Genomic DNA, 20,028 nt, shown 5'->3' with positions numbered 1-20,028 from the left:
AGAAGCCGTGCCGCAGACAGTACTCGATACGCAGAAGAACGATCCGAGCTTCCCGAACATCTGGCAGGAGCTCAAGTGGCGTGGCTTGGTCCACGTCTCGACCGATGAGACTGAGCTCGAGGCTCTGCTCTCGGGGGATCCGATCACGTATTACTGCGGCTTCGACCCCACGGCCCCGAGCCTCCACCTCGGCAACCTGGTCCAGCTCCTCGTGCTCCGTCGCCTCCAGCTCGCGGGTCACCGGCCACTTGGGCTCGTCGGCGGCTCCACCGGGCTCATCGGGGACCCGCGTCCGACGGCGGAGCGCACCTTGAACACGAAGGACACCGTCGCCGAGTGGGTCGGCTACCTGAAAGCGCAGGTGCAGCGATTCCTCAGCTTCGAGGGCGAGAGCGCCGCGCGAATGGTCAACAACTTGGACTGGACCGCGCCGCTCAGCGCGATCGACTTCCTGCGCGACATCGGCAAGCACTTCCGGGTGGGCACGATGCTCCGAAAGGATGCTGTCGCCTCCAGGCTTTCCTCGGACGAGGGGATCTCGTACACCGAGTTCAGTTACCAGATACTTCAGGGCATGGACTACCTCGAGCTGTTCAGGGCCTACGACTGTGTCCTGCAGACGGGCGGCTCGGATCAGTGGGGCAATCTGACGAGCGGGACCGAGCTCATCCGCAAGGTCGAAGGCAAGAGCGTCCACGCCCTGGGCACGCCGCTCATCACGAACGCTGACGGGACCAAGTTCGGCAAGAGCGAGGGCAACGCGATCTGGCTCGACGCCTCCATGTGCTCGCCGTACACGTTCTACCAGTTCTGGCTCAACACTTCGGACGCGGACGTCGTCGACCGGCTCAAGGTCTTCACGTTCCTCACCCGCGCGGAGATCGAGGAGCTGGAGGCGGCCGTCAAGGATCGGCCCTTCGCGCGGGAGGCGCAACGCAGGCTCGCGTTCGAGGTGACTTCGACCGTCCACGGCGTCGACGCGACGGAGAAGGTCATTGCGGCGTCAGCCGCCCTTTTCGGCAACGGTGACCTCGGGGTGCTCGATGAGGGCACCCTCGAGGCCGCGACCGCCGAGCTCACGACGGCCGCCGTGACACCTGAGCAGCTCGGCATCGTCGACCTCCTCGTCGTGACAGGGCTGTCGGACAGCAAGTCCGCGGCCAGACGGACGGTGGGGGAGGGCGGTGCCTACGTCAACAACGTCAAGGTCACTGACCCCGACGCCGTAGTCGATTCCGACCTCGCCCTCCATGGCAGGTACTTCCTCGTACGCCGGGGGAAGAAGAGCCTCGCGACCGCGGTGCTGACGGACTGACCACGGCCGCCTGCGGACCGCCTAGCACCTGATCCGCCCAGTCTCTCGTGCGACACGCCCGGGGGTCTGGGCGGATTTGCCGTCTCGTGGACGGCCGTGTACTGTATTTCGAGTCGCCACCGCAGAGTGGCGGACGAAATCCTTCCTCAAGTTGCCTCAAAAGCATCATCACGGACTAGATTCCGGGATTTGCGGAGAAGCCTTCGGGAAGGTAAATTAGAACCTCGTTCGGTTGGGAGATATCCCGGGTTTTGGTGCCTGGGGGATGTACTTTCTGGGCCTGTTGTTTGAGAACTCAATAGTGTGCCATGTTCGATTGACGCCATTTTTTTTGATGGCTGTATTGCCTGGCCTGTGCGCCCTCGTGTGTGCGGGCTGGGTTTTTGGCTTGGATCTGGTGGTCGGGGGTGTCCTTTTCCGGGGCGTGCCGGCTGCCTGTGCTTTTTTGTTTTTTGACGGAGAGTTTGATCCTGGCTCAGGATGAACGCTGGCGGCGTGCTTAACACATGCAAGTCGGACGATGATGCCCCTTCGGGGGTGGATTAGTGGCGAACGGGTGAGTAACACGTGAGCAACCTGCCCTTGACTCTGGGATAAGCCTGGGAAACTGGGTCTAATACCGGATGTCCGCTTCCTGCCGCATGGTGGGGGGTGGAAAGCCTTGTGCGGTCTTGGATGGGCTCGCGGCCTATCAGCTTGTTGGTGGGGTGATGGCCTACCAAGGCGACGACGGGTAGCCGGCCTGAGAGGGTGACCGGCCACACTGGGACTGAGACACGGCCCAGACTCCTACGGGAGGCAGCAGTGGGGAATATTGCACAATGGGCGCAAGCCTGATGCAGCGACGCCGCGTGGGGGATGACGGCCTTCGGGTTGTAAACCCCTTTCGGCGGGGAACAAGCCGCTTCGGTGGTGAGGGTACCCGCGGAAGAAGCGCCGGCTAACTACGTGCCAGCAGCCGCGGTAATACGTAGGGCGCGAGCGTTATCCGGAATTATTGGGCGTAAAGAGCTCGTAGGCGGTTTGTCGCGTCTGCTGTGAAAGCCCGGGGCTCAACCCCGGGTCTGCAGTGGGTACGGGCAGGCTGGAGTGCAGTAGGGGAGACTGGAATTCCTGGTGTAGCGGTGAAATGCGCAGATATCAGGAGGAACACCGATGGCGAAGGCAGGTCTCTGGGCTGTAACTGACGCTGAGGAGCGAAAGCGTGGGGAGCGAACAGGATTAGATACCCTGGTAGTCCACGCCGTAAACGTTGGGCACTAGGTGTGGGGGGCATTCCACGTCCTCCGCGCCGCAGCTAACGCATTAAGTGCCCCGCCTGGGGAGTACGGCCGCAAGGCTAAAACTCAAAGGAATTGACGGGGGCCCGCACAAGCGGCGGAGCATGCGGATTAATTCGATGCAACGCGAAGAACCTTACCAAGGCTTGACATGGGCCGGACAGGGCTGGAGACAGTCCCTCCCTTCGGGGCCGGTCCACAGGTGGTGCATGGTTGTCGTCAGCTCGTGTCGTGAGATGTTGGGTTAAGTCCCGCAACGAGCGCAACCCTCGTTCCATGTTGCCAGCACTTGAAGGTGGGGACTCATGGGAGACTGCCGGGGTCAACTCGGAGGAAGGTGGGGACGACGTCAAATCATCATGCCCCTTATGCCTTGGGCTTCACGCATGCTACAATGGCCGGTACAAAGGGTTGCGATGCTGTGAGGCTGAGCCAATCCCAGAAAGCCGGTCTCAGTTCGGATTGGGGTCTGCAACTCGACCCCATGAAGTCGGAGTCGCTAGTAATCGCAGATCAGCAACGCTGCGGTGAATACGTTCCCGGGCCTTGTACACACCGCCCGTCAAGTCACGAAAGTCGGTAACACCCGAAGCCGGTGGCCCAACCCCCCTGTGGGGAGGGAGCCGTCGAAGGTGGGACTGGCGATTGGGACTAAGTCGTAACAAGGTAGCCGTACCGGAAGGTGCGGCTGGATCACCTCCTTTCTAAGGAGCCCCTCCCCGTTGCGGGTGCCGGCGCGCTGCGCCGGTGTGCCCGTGGGGCAGGTGGGAGCCCGTTGCGCAGGCGGATGCCCTGCGGCGGGTGCTCGTGGGTGGAACGTCATATCGGATGGCCTGGCGCCCTGTGGGGTGCCGTGGTGCGAGTACGTCCCGTGCCCTCCCTGTTCCCGTCTCTGTGCGGGTGCGGGGGGTGTGCTGGGGCTGGAAAGCGGCTGCGGTGCCCGGTGGGGCCGGGCCGGCGCGTGCGCCTTCCCTTGGTGGGGGGTGTGCGGGTGGTGGCACGCTGTTGGGTCCTGGGGCAGCAGTCCCGGATCTGTTCCCTTCCGGGTCCTCCCCGTTGTCCCCTTGTGGGGTGCGGGGGGCCGGTGGGGGTTGTTGTTTGAGAACTGTATAGTGGACGCGAGCATCTTGCGGTGCCATGGGCCCGGGTGCCTCCCTTTCTGTGGGGGGTGCGGGGGTCGTGTGGTGCCGTGTGCAATTTCTTCTTTTTGTTTCTTGGTCCTGCGCCCTGCTGCTTTCGGGTGGTGGGGTTGCGGGCCTTGTTCCTTGGAAGTGTTTTTTTGTGCCCGTGTGGGTGCGAGGTTTTCAAGGGCGTACGGTGGATGCCTTGGCATCGGGAGCCGATGAAGGACGTGGGAATCTGCGATAAGCCTGGGGGAGTCGATAACCGGACGGTGATCCCAGGGTGTCCGAATGGGGAAACCCCGCCGCATGTCATGTGCGGTGACCTGCCGCTGAACGCATAGGCGGTGTGGGGGGAACGCGGGGAAGTGAAACATCTCAGTACCCGCAGGAAGAGAAAACAACAGTGATTCCGTCAGTAGTGGCGAGCGAACGCGGACGAGGGCCAAACTGTGCGCGTGCGATACCCGGCAGGGGTTGCGCGCATGGGGTTGTGGGGTCCTGCTTGGTGCGTCTGCCGGCGTGCCGGGGCGTGGTGGGGTATAGGCGAACGGTCTTGAACGGCCGGCCGGAGTGGGTGTGAGTCCCGTAGCCGTGAATGCCCTGCTTTTCGTCCTTGCGGGTGTCCCCGAGTAGCACGGGGCCCGAGGAATCCCGTGTGAATCTGTCAGGACCACCTGATAAGCCTGAATACTACCCGATGACCGATAGCGGACCAGTACCGTGAGGGAAAGGTGAAAAGTACCCCGGGAGGGGAGTGAAAGAGTACCTGAAACCGTGCGCCTACAATCCGTCAGAGCCGGCTTGTTCCGGTGATGGCGTGCCTTTTGAAGAATGAGCCTGCGAGTTAGTGCCGTGTCGCGAGGTTAACCCGTGTGGGGGAGCCGCAGCGAAAGCGAGTCTGAACAGGGCGTTCAGTGGCGCGGTCTAGACCCGAAGCGGGGTGATCTACCCATGGCCAGGTTGAAGCGACGGTAAGACGTCGTGGAGGACCGAACCCACTTCAGTTGAAAATGGAGGGGATGAGCTGTGGGTAGGGGTGAAAGGCCAATCAAACCCCGTGATAGCTGGTTCTCCCCGAAATGCATTTAGGTGCAGCGTTGCGTGTTCCTTGCCGGAGGTAGAGCTACTGGATGGCCGATGGGCCCGACCAGGTTACTGACGTCAGCCAAACTCCGAATGCCGGCAAGACCAGCGCAGCAGTGAGACCGCGGGGGATAAGCTCCGTGGTCGAGAGGGAAACAGCCCAGACCGCCGGCTAAGGCCCCCAAGCGTGTGCTAAGTGGGAAAGGATGTGGAGTCGCAGAGACAACCAGGAGGTTGGCTTAGAAGCAGCCACCCTTGAAAGAGTGCGTAATAGCTCACTGGTCAAGTGATTCCGCGCCGACAATGTAGCGGGGCTCAAGCACACCGCCGAAGCCGCGGCAGTCCCATGCGTCCCTAGCCTTCGTGGTTCAGGGGTGGGGCTGGGTAGGGGAGCGTCGTGCGGGCGTCTGAAGCCGCCGGGTGACCGAGCGGTGGAGCCCGCACGAGTGAGAATGCAGGCATGAGTAGCGAAAGACGGGTGGGAAACCCGTCCGCCGGATGATCAAGGGTTCCAGGGTCAAGCTAATCTGCCCTGGGTGAGTCGGGACCTAAGGCGAGGCCGACAGGCGTAGTCGATGGACAACGGGCCGATATTCCCGTACCGGCGAAGGACCGCCAGTGCCGGAGGGCCGATGCTAACCGACGGATCCCCGTCGCCCTTCCCGCCCTTCGGGGCGGGGGGTGCGGGGTGAGCGCGGGAACCGAGGCCCCGAGGCAAGCGCATTAACAGGTGTGACGCAGGAAGGCAGCCCGGCCAGGCGATGGTTGACCTGGTCCAAGGATGTAGGGCGGACGGTAGGGAAATCCGCCGTCCATGTGCCTGAGGTCCGACGGGACCCCCGCGAGGGGGGATCGGGTGATCCTATGCTGCCGAGAAAAGCATCGGCGCGAGGTCCTAGCCGCCCGTACCCCAAACCGACACAGGTGATCAGGTAGAGGATACCGAGGCGATCGAGAGAATCGCGGTCAAGGAACTCGGCAAAATGCCCCCGTAACTTCGGGAGAAGGGGGACCCCGACCCTGGAGGCCACGCGCTGGCCCGAGGGGGGAGGGGTCGCAGAGACCAGGGGGAAGCGACTGTTTACTAAAAACACAGGTCCGTGCGAAGTCGCAAGACGATGTATACGGACTGACTCCTGCCCGGTGCTGGAAGGTCAAGAGGACCCGTCAGCCCCCTCCGTGGGGTGAAGCGGAGAATTCAAGCCCCAGTAAACGGCGGTGGTAACTATAACCATCCTAAGGTAGCGAAATTCCTTGTCGGGTAAGTTCCGACCTGCACGAATGGAGTAACGACTTCCCCGCTGTCTCGACCGCGAGCTCGGCGAAATTGCACTACGAGTAAAGATGCTCGTTACGCGCAGCAGGACGGAAAGACCCCGAGACCTTCACTACAGTTTGGTATTGGTGTCCGGAGCGGCTTGTGTAGGATAGGTGGGAGACTGCGAAGCGGGCACGCCAGTGCCGGTGGAGTCGCCGTTGAAATACCACTCTGGTCGCTTTGGGCATCTCAACCTCGGCCCGTGATCCGGGCCAGGGACAGTGCCTGACGGGTAGTTTAACTGGGGCGGTTGCCTCCCAAAGGGTAACGGAGGCGCCCAAAGGTCCCCTCAGCCTGGTCGGCAACCAGGTGGCGAGTGCAAGTGCACAAGGGGGCTTGACTGTGAGAGAGGCATCTCGAGCAGGGACGAAAGTCGGGACTAGTGATCCGGCGGCACCTCGTGGAAGGGCCGTCGCTCAACGGATAAAAGGTACCTCGGGGATAACAGGCTGATCTTGCCCAAGAGTCCATATCGACGGCATGGTTTGGCACCTCGATGTCGGCTCGTCGCATCCTGGGGCTGGAGTAGGTCCCAAGGGTTGGGCTGTTCGCCCATTAAAGCGGTACGCGAGCTGGGTTTAGAACGTCGTGAGACAGTTCGGTCCCTATCCGCTGCGCGCGCAGGAGATCTGAGAAGGGCTGTCCCCAGTACGAGAGGACCGGGACGGACGAACCTCTGGTGTGGCAGTTGTACCGCCAGGTGCACCGCTGCTTGGCTACGTTCGGATGGGATAACCGCTGAAAGCATCTAAGCGGGAAGCCCGCTTCGAGATGAGATCTCCAAGGACATCTGTCCTGAAGGCCCCCAGCAGACCACTGGGTTGATAGGCCGGACGTGGAAGCAGGGACCAAAGACCTGCGAAGCCGACCGGTACTAATAGGCCGACAGCCTCACACACACAACGGCACTGCCCGCGTCCACTCTACGGTCCCCGGACAACAACCCCACGGGACACCCCCCAAAAAGGGGAACACCCCCCACGGGGGGACCAGCACGACCGAACACGCACAACAGAACACAGCACAACAGAACACAGCACCGCGCACCAGCGCACCGCGACCGCACGCTTCCCCACCACCCCCGAACAGCCGGGGGCCGGTGCGAGGAGAGAAGGTTACGGCGGCCATAGCGTGGGGGAAACGCCCGGACCCATCCCGAACCCGGAAGCTAAGCCCCACAGCGCCGATGGTACTGCACCCGCCAGGGTGTGGGAGAGTAGGACACCGCCGGACAGCACCACACGCCGAGGGCCCCACAACGACAGTGGGGCCCTCGCCGCATTTAGCCTTGATCCACCGATCGGGTGTTGGGTCCGGCGGTCCTGTGCGGGCGGTGGATGATGGATGTTTCGGGCAGGGGTGGGGGCGCGGCCTCGCTGCCGGCGGTGTTCCACTTCTGGTGCTGTTCGGGGCCTCGCGGGGCCAGGCTGCGTCTTCCTAGGGCATGGACGGCGGGGCGTGGGCGGCGGTGAAGAGCTGTTCCCATGCGTTCTGCCAGGGCCAGTTCGCCGGCAGCCGCAGCCGGATCTTCCGGGCGCTGGCGGCGATCCGGGCCGGGAGGTTCACGAGCTTGCGGCGGATGGTCCCGGTCCTGGCTTTCGCGAAGGGGCCGGCGGCCAGGGTCCCGGCCGCGCGGGCGAGGTTGAAGGCCATCACCGCCGCGACGAGCCAGGCCGAGTTCGCCGCGAACTTCCCCGAGGGCAGGTGCGCCAGGGCGCTGTCCTTCAGGTCGGCGTGGACCTGCTCGATGACCGCATGGGCACGGTGCGTGGCATCGGCCGCGACAGTGCCCAGGTCCTGGGCGGGGACGGTGGTGAAGAAGGCGTGGTGCCGGTGCGTGTCGAACAGGGTCCCCTGCCCGTCGGGGGCCTTGGGGTTCAGGTCCGGGATGCGGCGCACGACGAGCCGCCCGGTGACCTGTTCGGCCTTCTTCCGCGAAGCGAAGGCGGTGAAGGGGACCTCGGCGACCTCCGCCCGGGAGATCCAGGTCCCGGCGGCCTGGTCGAAGACCGCATCGGTGTACTCGATCGCCGTCCAGGCCTCCGATGGGATGGCGGCGATGGCACGCTTAACTGCCGGGTCCAGGCGCACCGTGACCGAGACCTCGGCCCCTGCCGCGAGGGCGGCGGCGACGGTGGGGTGCCCGTAGAACGCCGAGTCGGCCCGGACCAGCGCCCTCCCCGGCGTCCCGGCGCGGCGCAGGGCGGAGAGGGCGTCGGCGACCAGCCGGGACGCCCCGCGCGGGGACGCCGCAGCGCCCTTGCGCAGCCGCTGGGCCAGGATCACCGGCGCGCTCTGGGCCGTGGTGGCGGTGGCCAGCAGGGCGTTGAGCCCGCGGACCCCGGAGTACCCGAAGCCAGCGCCCTGCTTGGCGTGGCCGTGGACCTCGATGATCGTGTCGTCGACGTCCACGAACACGAACTCCCCGACGGCCGGGGCGTCCAGCAGCGGGGCCCGCGCGGCGAGGTTCGCCAGGAAGCGGGCGGCGACCGCGTCGAGCTGGCGGACGTGGCCGAAGGCGAACGCGCGCAGGAAGGAGCCCAGGGTCGAGGGCGCGTAGCAGGCCTTGAAGAGCCTGCCCATCCCGCCGTGGCGCAGCAGGGCCATGTCATCGATCGAGTCCGCCCCGGCGACCATCCCGGCCACCAGCGAGGCGATCTTCAGGCCCGCGTTCGCGCCCTTGTCCGTCGGCACGCTCAGATGCGCGTCGGTCAGGGCCCGGAGCCCTGCGGCCTCGGCCAGGCGCATCACCGGCAGCAGGCCTGCCGCGGAGACGAGGTTCGGCTCGTCGAAGGACACCGCCACCGCGGCCTGACTGTGGGAAACTTGCACCTACGAGATGCCCTCTCATCCTCAGGGAACTGGTTCTGTCGCAAGTCCAATTCTCCCCGGGATGGCGGGCATCTTGCCCTTAATTACGCCACGCCGCCACGAACCCCATCGGTGGATCAAGGCTTAACGGGACCGCACAGCGGGAAGGACCCCCGTCGGGCAAGCCGGAAGCAACCCACCCCCGAAGCCCCCGCCGGAGGGTCGCCCCCGCAATTCCAACTAGACTTGTTTCAGACATTCGGTGCGCGGTCTTCGACCGCGTTATTTGCAGCCGCTATACGGCGATTGCACAAGGAAAGGAACCACATGGCAGACGACTTCGGACGCGGTCAAGGCGGACGGGGGTTCGGCGGCCCGCGCCGCGGGTCCGGCTCCGGCCGGGGTTCGGATCGGTCCGGTGGTGCTTTCCGCGGCGCGAATAACTCGGGCGGCAACCCTCGCGGTTTCCGCGATCGTCGGCGCGACGGGGACGATCGTCCGTGGAGCGACAGGCGCGACGACCGCCGTGACGACCGGGGCGAGGGCCGTCCGTATCGGCCAGCTGGTCAGGGCGAGCGCCGTCCGTATGGCGACCGGGGAGACCGTGGTGAGCGTCGCGCGTACGGCGATCGCCCTGACCGGGGAGACCGTCCGGACCGCGGTGAGGGTCGGTCTTATGGTGACCGTGGGGGTCGCCCAGGATTCGATCGTGGTGAGCGTCGTCCGTTTGGTGACCGTTCTGACCGTGGTGGTCGTCCCGGCGGTTTTGATCGTGGTGGTCGTCCGGACCGCGGTGATCGTCCGGACCGTGGTGAGCGTCGTCCGTTCGGTGATCGTCCGGACCGTGGTGAGCGTCGTCCGTTCGGTGACCGTGGGGGTCGCCCAGGATTCGATCGTGGTGAGCGTCGCCCCTACGGCGACCGCCCGGAGCGTGGTGGTCGTCCCGGCGGCTTTGATCGTGGTGATCGTCCGGACCGTGGTGAGCGTCGCCCCTACGGCGACCGGCCCGAGCGCGGTGAGCGTCGTCCGTACGGTGACCGTGCTGATCGTGGCGGTCGTCCCGGCTTCGATCGCGGGGACCGAGGCCAGGGCCGTCCCTACGGCGACCGTCCGGAGCGTGGCGAACGCCCGGGCTTTGAACGCGACAGGGATGACCGCGCCCGGGGTGACCGCGACCGGTCCTACGACGACCGCGGAGCGCGTGGCGAGCGGCCTGACCGTACTGACCGGGACCGCGGAAACCGCCGTCCCTTCGGGGATCGTCGCCAAGGTGAGCGCCCCGCAGGAGGCCGGAACGGCGGTGGCAGGCCGGGCTTTGGCGACCGTCCGAGCTTCGATAGGCCTCGTCATGAGGATCGCGGACGTTACGAGCGTCAGGACGAGCGTGGCGAACGCGAGAACGAGTTCCGCCGTGACCCGAATGCTGCAGACCTGCGGGTTTCGAATCGACCGGACCGTGAGCGTTCCCCGGAGATCGACCCGGACGTTACGGGCAAGGAGCTCGACCGGGCCACGGCGGCGCAGCTGCGCACGCTCGAAGGCCGCAACGCGGAGTGGGTCTCGAAGCACCTCGTGATGGCGGGGCGGCTCATTGATTTCAATCCGGAGCTCGCGTACCAGCACGCCCTCGCGGCCAGCCGCCGCGGAGGTCGCATCGGCGCCGTACGCGAAGCGGTGGGCATGACTGCCTACGAGGCCGGTCGATACGACGATGCGCTGCGCGAATTCCGCACCTTCCGTCGAATCACGGGCTCGAGCATCCATCTTCCGCATATGGCCGACTGCGAACGAGGTCTTGGACGGCCGGAGAAGGCCCTCGAACTCGCGACGTCGGAGGAGCGCAACATGCTCGATGCCGCGGGCAAGGTCGAGTTGGCGATCGTCGCCTCCGGAGCGCGGGGAGACCTCGGCGACTACGCGGGAGCCGTTGCCGAGCTCGAGATCCCGCAGCTGGATATCAACCGGGCGTTCTCATTCAGCCCCCGCCTGTTCGAGGCCTATGCAGATGCCCTTGCAGCGGCGGGTCGCGCCGACGAGGCGGCGAAGTGGTATCGCCAGATCGGGGTCGCCGAGAGCGCGCTGGGCGTCGGTGAGTTCGCTGAGCCGGACATCATGGACTTCGCGGAGGACGACGAGTCCGACGGCTATGGTGCTGAAGAGGCTTCCGATCGTGACGAGGTCTCGCCTGGCGATGAGGTCTCGCCTGGCGATGAGGTCTTGCCTGGTGACGGCGCGTCTGTTGACGACGAGGCCTCTGCCGGTGAGGACGCCTCGGCTGAAGACGAGCCCTCTGCTGGCTCGGAGGGCGAGGGCCCGGCTTACGAGGAGGCAGGGCTCGCCGAGGACGAGATCGGTGTCACGGAGCGCGAGTCCAGCTCAGAGGCCGGTATCGAAGACGCAGGCGCAGAGGACGGCGAGCGGGACGCTGACGCCTGACATGGTGCCTGACTACGACAAGTCCGGAGCGTTCATCGACGCTTTCGACGCCGTCCTGTCGGACCTCGACGGGGTTGTCTACGCTGGCCCGCATGCGATACCTGGGGCGCCCGAGGCGCTCCAGGCCCTCGCCCCACGAGGCGTCCGCCTCGGCTACGTGACCAATAACGCCTCGCGTAGCACCGCCGAGGTCGCGGCTCACCTCCGCGAACTCGGCGCGCCCGCGGCGGACGAGGACGTCGTGAGCTCGGCCCAGGCGGGGGCTGACCTGCTCGCCCGGCAGGTGCCCGCCGGGTCGCGCGTGCTGGTGACGGGCAGTTCCGCGCTTGCCCACGAAGTCGAGGCGCGAGGCCTCGTTCCGGTTCACTCAGCCCACGATGCCCCTGTCGCGGTCATTCAGGGCTTCAGCCCCGACCTCGGCTGGCGCGACCTCGCTGAGGCCACCTACGCGGTAGCCTCCGGCGCGCTGTGGATCGCCACGAACACGGACCTGACGATTCCGCAGGCGAGGGGCATCGCCCCTGGCAATGGGAGCCTCGTCAACGCCGTTCGCGCCGCGACCGGCAAGGAACCCCTCGTCGCCGGCAAGCCTGAGGCTCCGCTGTTCCTGACTGCCGCCGAGCGGCTGGGCGCCGAACGGCCCGTCGTCGTCGGCGACAGGCTGGACACCGATATCCTGGGCGGGAACCGTGCCGGCTTCGCAACCGCCGCCGTCCTGACCGGCGTCGACACCACTGAGACGATTCTCGCGGCCCGCACGGACGAGCGCCCGAAGTACATCCTCGCGACGCTCGCAGATCTCTACGAGCCCTACGCTGCCCCGGAAGCGTTCGACGGCGGGTGGCGGGCCGCCCGGTCCACGGCGAGAGTCGAAGGCAGCTCCATCCGCGTCACGGGCAGTCCCGAGGACGTGGATGCGTGGCGTGCAGCCTGCGCGGCATGGTGGGAGGCTCACCCTGCGGCTGAGCGCGAGACTGCGCCTGAACTCGTGTGGGAGTCCTGAGCCGATAGGCTGGGGCTCATGAGCGAGGAACCTCACGTCGCTGTCGAACGCGCGCTTGCGCTCCTGGACGAGGCGGGCTCACTCGCCGGAACCGACCGGGCCGAGGCGTTTGAGCGGTTCCACGACGCCCTGGCGGCGGCGCTCGACGAGGAGCCGGGAGCCTAACGGGTGTCCCGACTCGACCTCGAACTCGTGCACCGTGGCCTCGCCCGGTCACGCACGCACGCTGCAAACCTCATCGCGGACGGCCACGTGTCGGTGAGCGGACAGTTGGCGGGCAAGGCCTCTCAGCCCGTTTCTGCGGACGAGCCGATCGAAGTCGAAGCGTCCGAGCACGACCGTTACGCGAGCCGTGCCGGGCATAAGCTCGCAGGGGCGCTCGCCCGCTTCCCGGAGATCATGCCCGAGGGGCTCCGCTGCCTCGACGCCGGAGCTTCGACGGGCGGCTTCACGGACGTCCTGCTAGAAGCTGGCGCCGCGCGCGTCGTCGCCGTTGACGTCGGGCATGGGCAGCTCGTCGAGCGCCTGCGCGCAGACCCGCGCGTCGACGTATACGAAGGGCTCAACGTCCGGGACCTCGCCCCGGACAGCATCGGGGGCCCCGCCGAGCTCACCGTCGCGGATCTCTCGTTCATCTCCCTCACGCTCGTCGTGGGCCCCCTCGGCGCATCGACGGTGCCCGGAGGCGACCTCCTGCTCATGGTCAAGCCCCAGTTCGAGGTGGGAAGGGAACGCCTCGCGAGGACCGGCGTCGTCCAATCACCCAGCGAACGGCAGCGGGCCGTCGCTGGAGTCGCGCGCGCCGCGCACGACGCCGGCCTGCTCCTTCGGGGGCTCGCCGAGAGCCCCCTGCCTGGGCAAGACGGCAACGTGGAATACTTCCTGTGGCTGACCAGGCCCCTTCCGGACGGAACGGCAGGCGGCCACAAGGCTGGCCGGGGAGTCGAGGAGCTTCTGGCGGCGGTCTGGCCCGAAGCACGAGGGAGGGAAACCCGATGAACCGACGCGTGCTTGTCCTAGCCCACACCGGCCGCGAGGAATCGATGATCGCGGCACGCGAGGCGTGCGCCCAGCTCCACGGATCGGGCCTAGTGCCCGTTATGACGGCCCAGCAGCAGAAGGACCTCGAAACCCACTTCGGGAGCCTCGACCACCCGACCGAGATCCTGGAAGCAGACGTCGCTCTGGCCGACGTCGAACTCGTCATGGTGCTCGGCGGGGATGGCACGATCCTGCGCGCGGCCGAGCTCGTCCGCGGCATCGACGTGCCATTGCTGGGCGTCAACCTCGGCCACGTGGGCTTCCTCGCCGAGAGCGAGCGCGCCGACCTCGCCCAGACCGTCCAGTGGGTTGCGAGCCGCAGCTACTCGGTCGAGGAACGCATGACGATCGACGTGAGCGTGTGGATCCAGGGCCGCAAGGTTGCGCACAGCTGGGCGCTCAACGAGGCGGCGATCGAGAAGGCAAGCCGCGAGCGGATGATCGAGATCGTGACTGAGGTCGACGGCAAGCCGCTCACGTCCTACGGCTGCGATGGGATCGTGCTCGCAACGCCGACGGGGAGCACGGCCTACGCGTTCTCGGCTGGCGGGCCGGTCGTGTGGCCCGAGGTCGAGGCCCTGCTGATCGCCCCTATCAGCGCGCATGCCCTCTTCGCGCGACCGCTCGTCGTGTCGCCGCATTCGCGGCTCGCGGTTGAGATTCTCACGCGTACCGACGCCCAGGGGGTGCTGTGGTGCGACGGCCGCCGCTCGGTGGATCTTCCGCCGGGGGCCCGGGTCGAGGTCACGCGCTCTGCTCAGCCGGTGCAGCTCGCGAGGATCAGCGCGACCCCGTTCTCAGCGCGGCTCGTTCGGAAGTTCGAGCTGCCGATCCACGGATGGCGCGGACCCGCGCCGCTCGGGACGAACGGAGGCCAAGTCGAGGAAGTCCCGCCGCAGCCGTGGAGCGGGAAGAGCCTCACGCCGCGGTGGGCAGAGAGCCGAAAGGAGAGCGACGAGTGATCGAGGAGCTCCGGATCCGTGACCTCGGCGTCATCGCCGACGCGACGCTGCCGCTGGGGCCCGGACTGAGTGTGGTAACGGGCGAGACCGGTGCCGGCAAGACCATGGTGGTCACCGCGCTCGGCCTCCTGCTCGGCGGACGCTCCGACGCCGGTGCGGTTCGCGTGGGGGCCAAGTCCGCCCTCGCGGAGGCGAGTGTGCGCCTCGAACCGGGCCATGCCGCCGTCGAGCGAGCCGTCGAGGCGGGCGCCGACGTCGAAGAGCACGACGGCGCCGCTGAGCTGATCGTGGCCCGCACGGTGGGTGCGGACGGGCGGAGTCGGGCGCACCTCGGGGGGCGCAGCGCACCGGTCGGGGCGCTCGCAGAGGTTGGCCAGCAGCTGGTCGTAATCCATGGCCAGTCCGAGCAGCTCCGGCTAAAGAGTGCCGCAGCCCAACGGGAGGCACTCGACCGCTTCGCGGGGGAGGAGTTCGCGGGCCGGCTCGCCGAGTACGCGGCGCTGTACGCGCGGTGGGTGGGCGCACAGCGCGAGCTCAACGAACTCACCTCGGCCTCCAGAGAGCGTCTTCGCGAAGCCGAGTCCCTCGAGCAGGCCCTCGAGGAGATCGCGGCCGTCGACCCCCAGCCGGGAGAGGACGACGCCCTCAAGGCCGAGTCGCTGCGGCTCTCCAACCTCGAGGGGCTGCGCCTCGCCGCCCAGCAGGCGCACGAGGCGCTGGTTGCGGAGGACTTCGGCGAGGCAGGGGATGCGACGACGCTTGTGGACGCCGCGAAGCGCGCCCTCGATCACGTCTCCGAGCACGACCCGGCCCTGGCGGGCGCCGCCGAGCGGCTCGCCGACGTCGGCTACGTCTTGGCAGACATCGCCCAGGAGCTCGCAAGCTACGGCGCCTCGCTCGACGCCGAGGGCCCGCAGCGTCTCGCCGAGGTCGAGGAGCGAAGGGCTGCGCTGGGCGGGCTCGTTCGGAAATACGCACCGAGCGTCGACGAGGTCATTGCCTGGGCCGAGACCGCGCAGAAGCGGCTCTACGAACTTCAGGACGACGGCGGCCGGATCGACGTGCTGACCGAGCAGGTCGCGCGCGACGAGGAGAAGCTCCGCGGTCTCGCAGGGGAGCTCACGGTCCGGCGACGCGACGCGGCGGCCGAACTCGCGGAGCGGGTCAGCGCGGAGCTCACCGCCCTTGCCATGCCTGACGCGACCTTGCAGGTCTCGGTCGAGGAAACCCCGGACCTCGGGCCACTCGGCTCGGACGAGGTGGCGATCCTCCTGCGCCCCCACGCCGGCGCGCCCGCCCGCGCTCTGGGGAAGGGCGCTTCCGGCGGTGAGCTCTCGCGGGTCATGCTCGCGATCGAGGTTGTCCTCGCCGCGGTCGACCCTGTGCCGACCTTCGTCTTCGACGAGGTCGACGCCGGCGTCGGCGGCCGCGCTGCCGTGGAAATCGGGCGGCGGCTTGCCATGCTCGCGAAGCACGTCCAAGTGCTCGTCGTGACGCACCTTCCCCAGGTTGCCGCGTTCGCGGACCGCCACATCCGGGTCACCAAGACCTCGGTCGCGACGGGGGAGTCCGCCGATCGGAGCGCGGGGGTAGCGGGCTTCACGTCGAGCGACGTCGCGCTCCTCGCGGAGGACGAACGCGTCGTCGAACTCGCGCGCATGCTCGCCGGCCAGGAGGACTCGGCCTCCGCACGGGCGCACGCCCAGGAGCTCCTTGACGACGCGCGGAGCGACCCTGATCCCGACCCGGGCCCACACCCTGTTGACGCGACCGGCGCGCCGCGCCGTGGCGGCCGGGTCCGCGCGGGGAAGAGATGATAAGCTCGAATTCCGTGGTGCATCGCTCTCATTCCCGCTTTTCAGACGCCGACAAGACGACCAAGCAGATCTTCGTGACCGGAGGCGTGGCCTCTTCGCTCGGGAAGGGTCTGACGGCGTCCAGCCTCGGGCACCTCCTGCGGGGCCGCGGTCTCTCCGTGACGATGCAGAAGCTCGATCCTTACCTCAATGTGGACCCGGGGACGATGAACCCGTTCCAGCACGGCGAGGTCTTCGTGACCGAGGACGGGGCCGAGACCGACCTCGACATCGGGCACTACGAGCGCTTCCTCGACGAGTCCCTCGACGGCTCCGCCAACGTGACGACCGGCCAGATCTACTCCGCAGTCATCGCCAAGGAGCGGCGCGGCGAGTACCTCGGCGACACCGTCCAGGTCATCCCGCACATCACCGACGAGATCAAGCGCCGCATGCGCCTGCCCGCCGAGGGCCCGGACGCGCCGGACGTGATCATCACGGAGATCGGCGGAACCGTCGGCGACATCGAGTCGCAGCCGTTCCTCGAGGCGGCACGACAGGTGCGCCAGGACATCGGACGCGGCAACGTGTTCTTCCTCCATGTCTCCCTCGTCCCGTACATCGGGCCGTCGCAGGAGCTCAAGACCAAGCCGACCCAGCACTCGGTCGCGGCCCTGCGCTCCATCGGCATCCAGCCCGAGGCGATCGTGGTCCGCTCGGACCGCCAGATCCCGGATGCGATGCGGGACAAGATCGGGCGCATGTGCGATGTCGATACCGACGCCGTCGTCAACTGCCCGGACGCCCCGAGCATCTACGACATCCCCAAGGTCATCCACGCCCAGGGCCTCGATTCGTACATCGTCCGCGCGCTCGACCTCCCGTTCAAGGACGTCGACTGGACCAAGTGGGACCGCCTCCTCAAGGCCGTGCACGAGCCGGCACACGAGGTCGACATCGCCCTCGTCGGCAAGTACATCGACCTTCCGGACGCCTACCTCTCGGTGACCGAGGCACTCCGCGCCGGCGGTTTCGCGAACGATACGAAGGTCAACATCCGCTGGGTCGCCTCGGACGAGTGCCAGACGCCAGCCGGTGCCGAGCGGTCCCTCGCCGGAGTCGACGCCATCGTCGTGCCCGGAGGGTTCGGCATCCGCGGCCTCGAAGGCAAGCTCGGGGCCCTGACCTTCGCACGGGAGCGTGGCCTTCCGACCCTCGGGCTGTGCCTCGGTCTCCAGTGCATGGTCATCGAGTACGCACGCAACATCGTGGGCCTCGAAGGGGCCTCCTCGACGGAGTTCGAGCCGGAGTCGAAGTACCCGGTCATCGCGACCATGGCGGAGCAGCTCGAGATCGTCGAAGGCAAGGGCGACATGGGCGGCACCATGCGGCTTGGCCTCTACGACGCGGTCCTCGACGAAGGGTCGGTCGTTGCGGAGGCCTACGGCTCGACGAAGGTCTCCGAGCGCCACCGGCACCGCTACGAGGTCAACAATGCCTACCGCGGTCAGCTCGCGGAGGCGGGCCTCGTCTTCTCCGGGACGTCCCCGGATGGGAAGCTCGTGGAGTTTGTCGAGCTCCCGCGCGAGACCCACCCGTACTACGTGGCAACGCAGGCGCACCCGGAGCTCGGCTCGCGCCCGACACGGCCACATCCGCTCTTCGTTGGCCTCGTGAAGGCTGCGCTCGATCGCCTCTCCGCGGCCAAGCCGGAGTCCAAGAAGGCCGACCGTTCGGCGAAGGCGGTCCAGGCCGCCAAGGCCGAGTAGGGCACGCCGGTGACGACGCACGCGCCGCGGCCGCACATCGAGGATGCGCTGAGTCCGCGGCGCGTGCTCGCCTCGGAACCGGTCTTCCACGGCAAGATCTGGGACGTCCGCTCGGACACCTTCGAGCTTTCGGAAGGCTCGGAGCCGCTCCGCCGGGAATTCATCGACCACCCCGGCGCCGTGGCGATCCTGCCGATGGACGAAGAGGGCCGGGTCCTCCTGCTCCGCCAGTACCGGCATCCGGTCGGGATGCTGCTATGGGAGATCCCCGCGGGCCTCCTGGACGTCGAGGGCGAAGCCAACCTCGCAGCGGCAGCTCGTGAGCTTGCCGAGGAGGCTGACCTCACGGCTGCTGAATGGCACATCCTCGCTGACGTCTTCAACTCGCCCGGTTCTTCGAGCGAAGCCATCCGCATCTACCTCGCACGTGGGCTCGAGGACGTCCCGGAGCCCGACCGTCACGTGCGGACGGCTGAGGAGTCGGAGATCGAGTTTGCGTGGGTCGATCTCGACGAGGCGGTTGCTGCCGTCCTCGACGGGCGCCTCCACAACCCGAGCGCCGTCGTCGGAATCCTTGCGGCGCAGGCCGCGAGCCGATCCGGGTTCGCTGGGCTCCGGCCGGGCGATGCCCCGTGGCCGGCGCACCCGGCCCAGCGCTGATGGACCTCGCGACCGGCGTCGACGACTACCTGCGCCACCTGTCGGTCGAACGCGGCCTCGCGGCCAACACGCTCGCGGCTTACCGGCGGGATCTGCGCCGCTATCTCGACTATCTTGCCGCCCAGGGCATCGGAGCGCCCGACGGCGTGACGCGCCAGCACGTCGCGCGCTTCGCGGAGGCGCTGCGGGACGGGGCCGACGGCGGCACGGTGCTGGGCATCCGCTCGGCGGCCAGGACGGTGGTCGCCGTCCGCGGCCTCCACCGCTTCTGGGCGCTCGAGGGCACGACGGCGGGAGACCCCGCCGCGGATGTCCACCCGCCGCTGCCCGGGCAGCGGCTGCCGAAGGCGATCCCCGTCGACGACGTCGCCCGGATCCTCGAGGCGGCCTCGCTGGACACGCCGACCGGTCTCCGGGACCGTGCCCTCCTCGAGTTCCTGTACTCCACGGGCGCCCGCATCAGCGAAGCGGTCGGCCTCGACGTCGACGACGTTCGTCTGGACGGCGAGGCGGACGGCGGCCCGTCGATCGTGAGGCTCTTCGGAAAAGGCTCGAAGGCGCGTCTCGTTCCACTGGGCTCGTTCGGCGCCCGCGCCGTCGACGACTACCTCGTCCGCGGGCGTCCCGTTCTTGCGGCGAAGGGGAGTGGGACGCCCGGTCTCTTCCTCAACGCGCGCGGCGGTCGGTTGAGCCGTCAGAGCGCGTGGACGATCCTGAAGGACGCTGCCGAGCGTGCCCAGATCGATCGGGATGTCTCGCCCCACACCCTCCGCCATTCGTTCGCGACGCATCTCCTTGAGGGGGGTGCCGATGTGAGGGTGGTCCAAGAGCTGCTCGGCCACGCGTCTGTCACGACGACGCAGGTCTACACGCTCGTCACCGCCGACACGCTCCGCGAAGTCTACGCGGCCGCTCACCCGCGGGCGAGGGGCTGATGGCAGCCCGAGTCGCGCTCTGCTTCCTCCTCCGCGCCTCCGCCGATGGGCCCGAGGTGCTGTTGGGCCGGAAGAAGCGTGGCTTCGGCCTCGGGAAGATCGTCGGTCTCGGCGGACACCTCGAAGAAGGGGAGTCGGCGGCCGAGGCTGCCGCGCGCGAGCTCTTCGAGGAGGCCGGTGTGACCCTCGTCGAGGGTGCGATGCGGCCCGCCGGGACGGTGGATTTCCGTTTTCCCGCTCGGCCCGAGTGGGACATGGAGTGCTCCATGTTCACGTGCACACGGTGGACGGGCGAGATCGCCGAGAGCGAGGAGATCGAGCCTGCCTGGTACCCGGCGAGCGCGCTTCCGCTGACGGACATGTGGCAGGACGCCGACCATTGGCTGCCTGTCGTCCTCTCAGGGGTCGCGTCGGACTTCCTGGTCGTCATGGCCGAAGACAATGAGACCGTGGCGAAGTTCAGTGTGAAGGGCGCAGGCCAGGACTAGGCCGAGC

13 protein-coding genes and 3 rRNA genes are annotated in these 20,028 nt (G+C 67.4%); 14 read left to right on the top strand and 2 right to left on the bottom strand.

What is annotated here, in order from left to right; genetic code table 11:
- Window positions 1-7 precede the first annotated feature (7 nt).
- The 4 genes from tyrS (at window position 8) to rrf (ending at window position 7,353) form a co-directional block, all read left to right on the top strand.
- Window positions 8-1,315 carry a tyrosine--tRNA ligase gene (gene tyrS, locus L0M17_RS12825; protein WP_241054371.1) on the top strand — a complete coding sequence of 436 codons (1,308 nt, stop codon included), beginning with the start codon at window positions 8-10 and terminating at the stop codon, window positions 1,313-1,315.
- Between the two features lie 452 nt (window positions 1,316-1,767).
- Window positions 1,768-3,299 (top strand): 16S ribosomal RNA (locus L0M17_RS12820).
- A 590-nt stretch (window positions 3,300-3,889) separates the two neighbouring features.
- A 23S ribosomal RNA gene (locus tag L0M17_RS12815) occupies window positions 3,890-7,018 on the top strand.
- Between the two features lie 218 nt (window positions 7,019-7,236).
- Window positions 7,237-7,353: ribosomal RNA gene (gene rrf, locus L0M17_RS12810) — 5S ribosomal RNA — on the top strand.
- Together the 16S, 23S and 5S rRNA genes form the textbook arrangement of a ribosomal RNA operon.
- 204 nt (window positions 7,354-7,557) lie before the next feature.
- On the opposite strand, the gene L0M17_RS12805 is transcribed toward rrf, so the two are convergent.
- Both L0M17_RS12805 and L0M17_RS12800 read right to left on the bottom strand, forming a co-directional pair.
- On the bottom strand, window positions 7,558-8,952 hold the full coding sequence (locus L0M17_RS12805; RefSeq protein ID WP_229230975.1) for an IS1380 family transposase: 1,395 nt from the start codon (window positions 8,950-8,952) through the stop codon (window positions 7,558-7,560).
- A gap of 261 nt (window positions 8,953-9,213) precedes the next feature.
- Window positions 9,214-10,500, bottom strand: coding sequence for a hypothetical protein (locus tag L0M17_RS12800; protein WP_241054370.1), 1,287 nt, complete (start codon window positions 10,498-10,500; stop codon window positions 9,214-9,216).
- A 6-nt stretch (window positions 10,501-10,506) separates the two neighbouring features.
- Between L0M17_RS12800 and L0M17_RS12795 the strand changes: the two genes are divergently transcribed.
- From L0M17_RS12795 to L0M17_RS12750, 10 genes are read left to right on the top strand one after another with little or no spacing between them, the layout of a single operon-like run.
- On the top strand, window positions 10,507-11,367 hold the full coding sequence (locus tag L0M17_RS12795) for an ICP22 family protein (RefSeq protein WP_241054369.1): 861 nt from the start codon (window positions 10,507-10,509) through the stop codon (window positions 11,365-11,367).
- Window position 11,368: 1 nt separating this feature from the next.
- On the top strand, window positions 11,369-12,370 hold the full coding sequence (locus L0M17_RS12790) for an HAD-IIA family hydrolase (RefSeq protein WP_241054367.1): 1,002 nt from the start codon (window positions 11,369-11,371) through the stop codon (window positions 12,368-12,370).
- A gap of 18 nt (window positions 12,371-12,388) precedes the next feature.
- Complete coding sequence (locus tag L0M17_RS12785) at window positions 12,389-12,535, top strand: hypothetical protein (protein ID WP_241054365.1); 147 nt, start codon at window positions 12,389-12,391, stop codon at window positions 12,533-12,535.
- Window positions 12,536-12,538: 3 nt separating this feature from the next.
- Complete coding sequence (locus tag L0M17_RS12780; RefSeq protein ID WP_241054364.1) at window positions 12,539-13,369, top strand: TlyA family RNA methyltransferase; 831 nt, start codon at window positions 12,539-12,541, stop codon at window positions 13,367-13,369.
- Window positions 13,366-14,373, top strand: a complete 1,008-nt coding sequence (locus L0M17_RS12775) for an NAD kinase (protein ID WP_241054363.1) — start codon at window positions 13,366-13,368, stop codon at window positions 14,371-14,373. Before L0M17_RS12780 ends, L0M17_RS12775 begins: the two co-directional genes overlap by 4 nt.
- On the top strand, window positions 14,370-16,190 hold the full coding sequence (gene recN, locus L0M17_RS12770) for a DNA repair protein RecN (RefSeq protein WP_241054362.1): 1,821 nt from the start codon (window positions 14,370-14,372) through the stop codon (window positions 16,188-16,190). The genes L0M17_RS12775 and recN overlap by 4 nt, the downstream gene beginning before the upstream one ends.
- The gene (gene pyrG / locus L0M17_RS12765; RefSeq protein ID WP_241054361.1) at window positions 16,187-17,938 is read left to right on the top strand and encodes a CTP synthase; all 1,752 of its coding nucleotides are present in this window, start codon (window positions 16,187-16,189) and stop codon (window positions 17,936-17,938) included. The genes recN and pyrG overlap by 4 nt, the downstream gene beginning before the upstream one ends.
- 9 nt (window positions 17,939-17,947) lie before the next feature.
- Window positions 17,948-18,598, top strand: a complete 651-nt coding sequence (locus L0M17_RS12760; protein WP_241054360.1) for an NUDIX domain-containing protein — start codon at window positions 17,948-17,950, stop codon at window positions 18,596-18,598.
- Complete coding sequence (xerD, locus tag L0M17_RS12755; RefSeq protein WP_241056432.1) at window positions 18,598-19,533, top strand: site-specific tyrosine recombinase XerD; 936 nt, start codon at window positions 18,598-18,600, stop codon at window positions 19,531-19,533. Before L0M17_RS12760 ends, xerD begins: the two co-directional genes overlap by 1 nt.
- Window positions 19,533-20,021, top strand: a complete 489-nt coding sequence (locus L0M17_RS12750) for an 8-oxo-dGTP diphosphatase (RefSeq protein ID WP_308196877.1) — start codon at window positions 19,533-19,535, stop codon at window positions 20,019-20,021. Before xerD ends, L0M17_RS12750 begins: the two co-directional genes overlap by 1 nt.
- The last annotated feature ends 7 nt before the right edge of the window (window positions 20,022-20,028 follow it).

Source organism: Sinomonas terrae (genome assembly GCF_022539255.1).
Taxonomy (GTDB): domain Bacteria; phylum Actinomycetota; class Actinomycetes; order Actinomycetales; family Micrococcaceae; genus Sinomonas; species Sinomonas terrae.
The sequence above is the reverse complement of the archived record's forward strand: the minus strand, read 5'-3'. Positions and strand labels throughout refer to the sequence as shown.

Excerpts from the sequence above, each read along its gene's own strand:
- L0M17_RS12750 (WP_308196877.1), top strand. The coding sequence starts at position 19,533 with ATGGCAGCCCGAGTCGCGCTCTGCTTCCTCCTCCGCGCCTCCGCCGAT.
- L0M17_RS12785 (WP_241054365.1), top strand. The coding sequence starts at position 12,389 with ATGAGCGAGGAACCTCACGTCGCTGTCGAACGCGCGCTTGCGCTCCTG.
- L0M17_RS12775 (WP_241054363.1), top strand. The coding sequence starts at position 13,366 with ATGAACCGACGCGTGCTTGTCCTAGCCCACACCGGCCGCGAGGAATCG.
- xerD (WP_241056432.1), top strand. The coding sequence starts at position 18,598 with ATGGACCTCGCGACCGGCGTCGACGACTACCTGCGCCACCTGTCGGTC.
- pyrG (WP_241054361.1), top strand. The coding sequence starts at position 16,187 with ATGATAAGCTCGAATTCCGTGGTGCATCGCTCTCATTCCCGCTTTTCA.
- L0M17_RS12795 (WP_241054369.1), top strand. The coding sequence starts at position 10,507 with ATGGCGGGGCGGCTCATTGATTTCAATCCGGAGCTCGCGTACCAGCAC.
- L0M17_RS12790 (WP_241054367.1), top strand. The coding sequence starts at position 11,369 with ATGGTGCCTGACTACGACAAGTCCGGAGCGTTCATCGACGCTTTCGAC.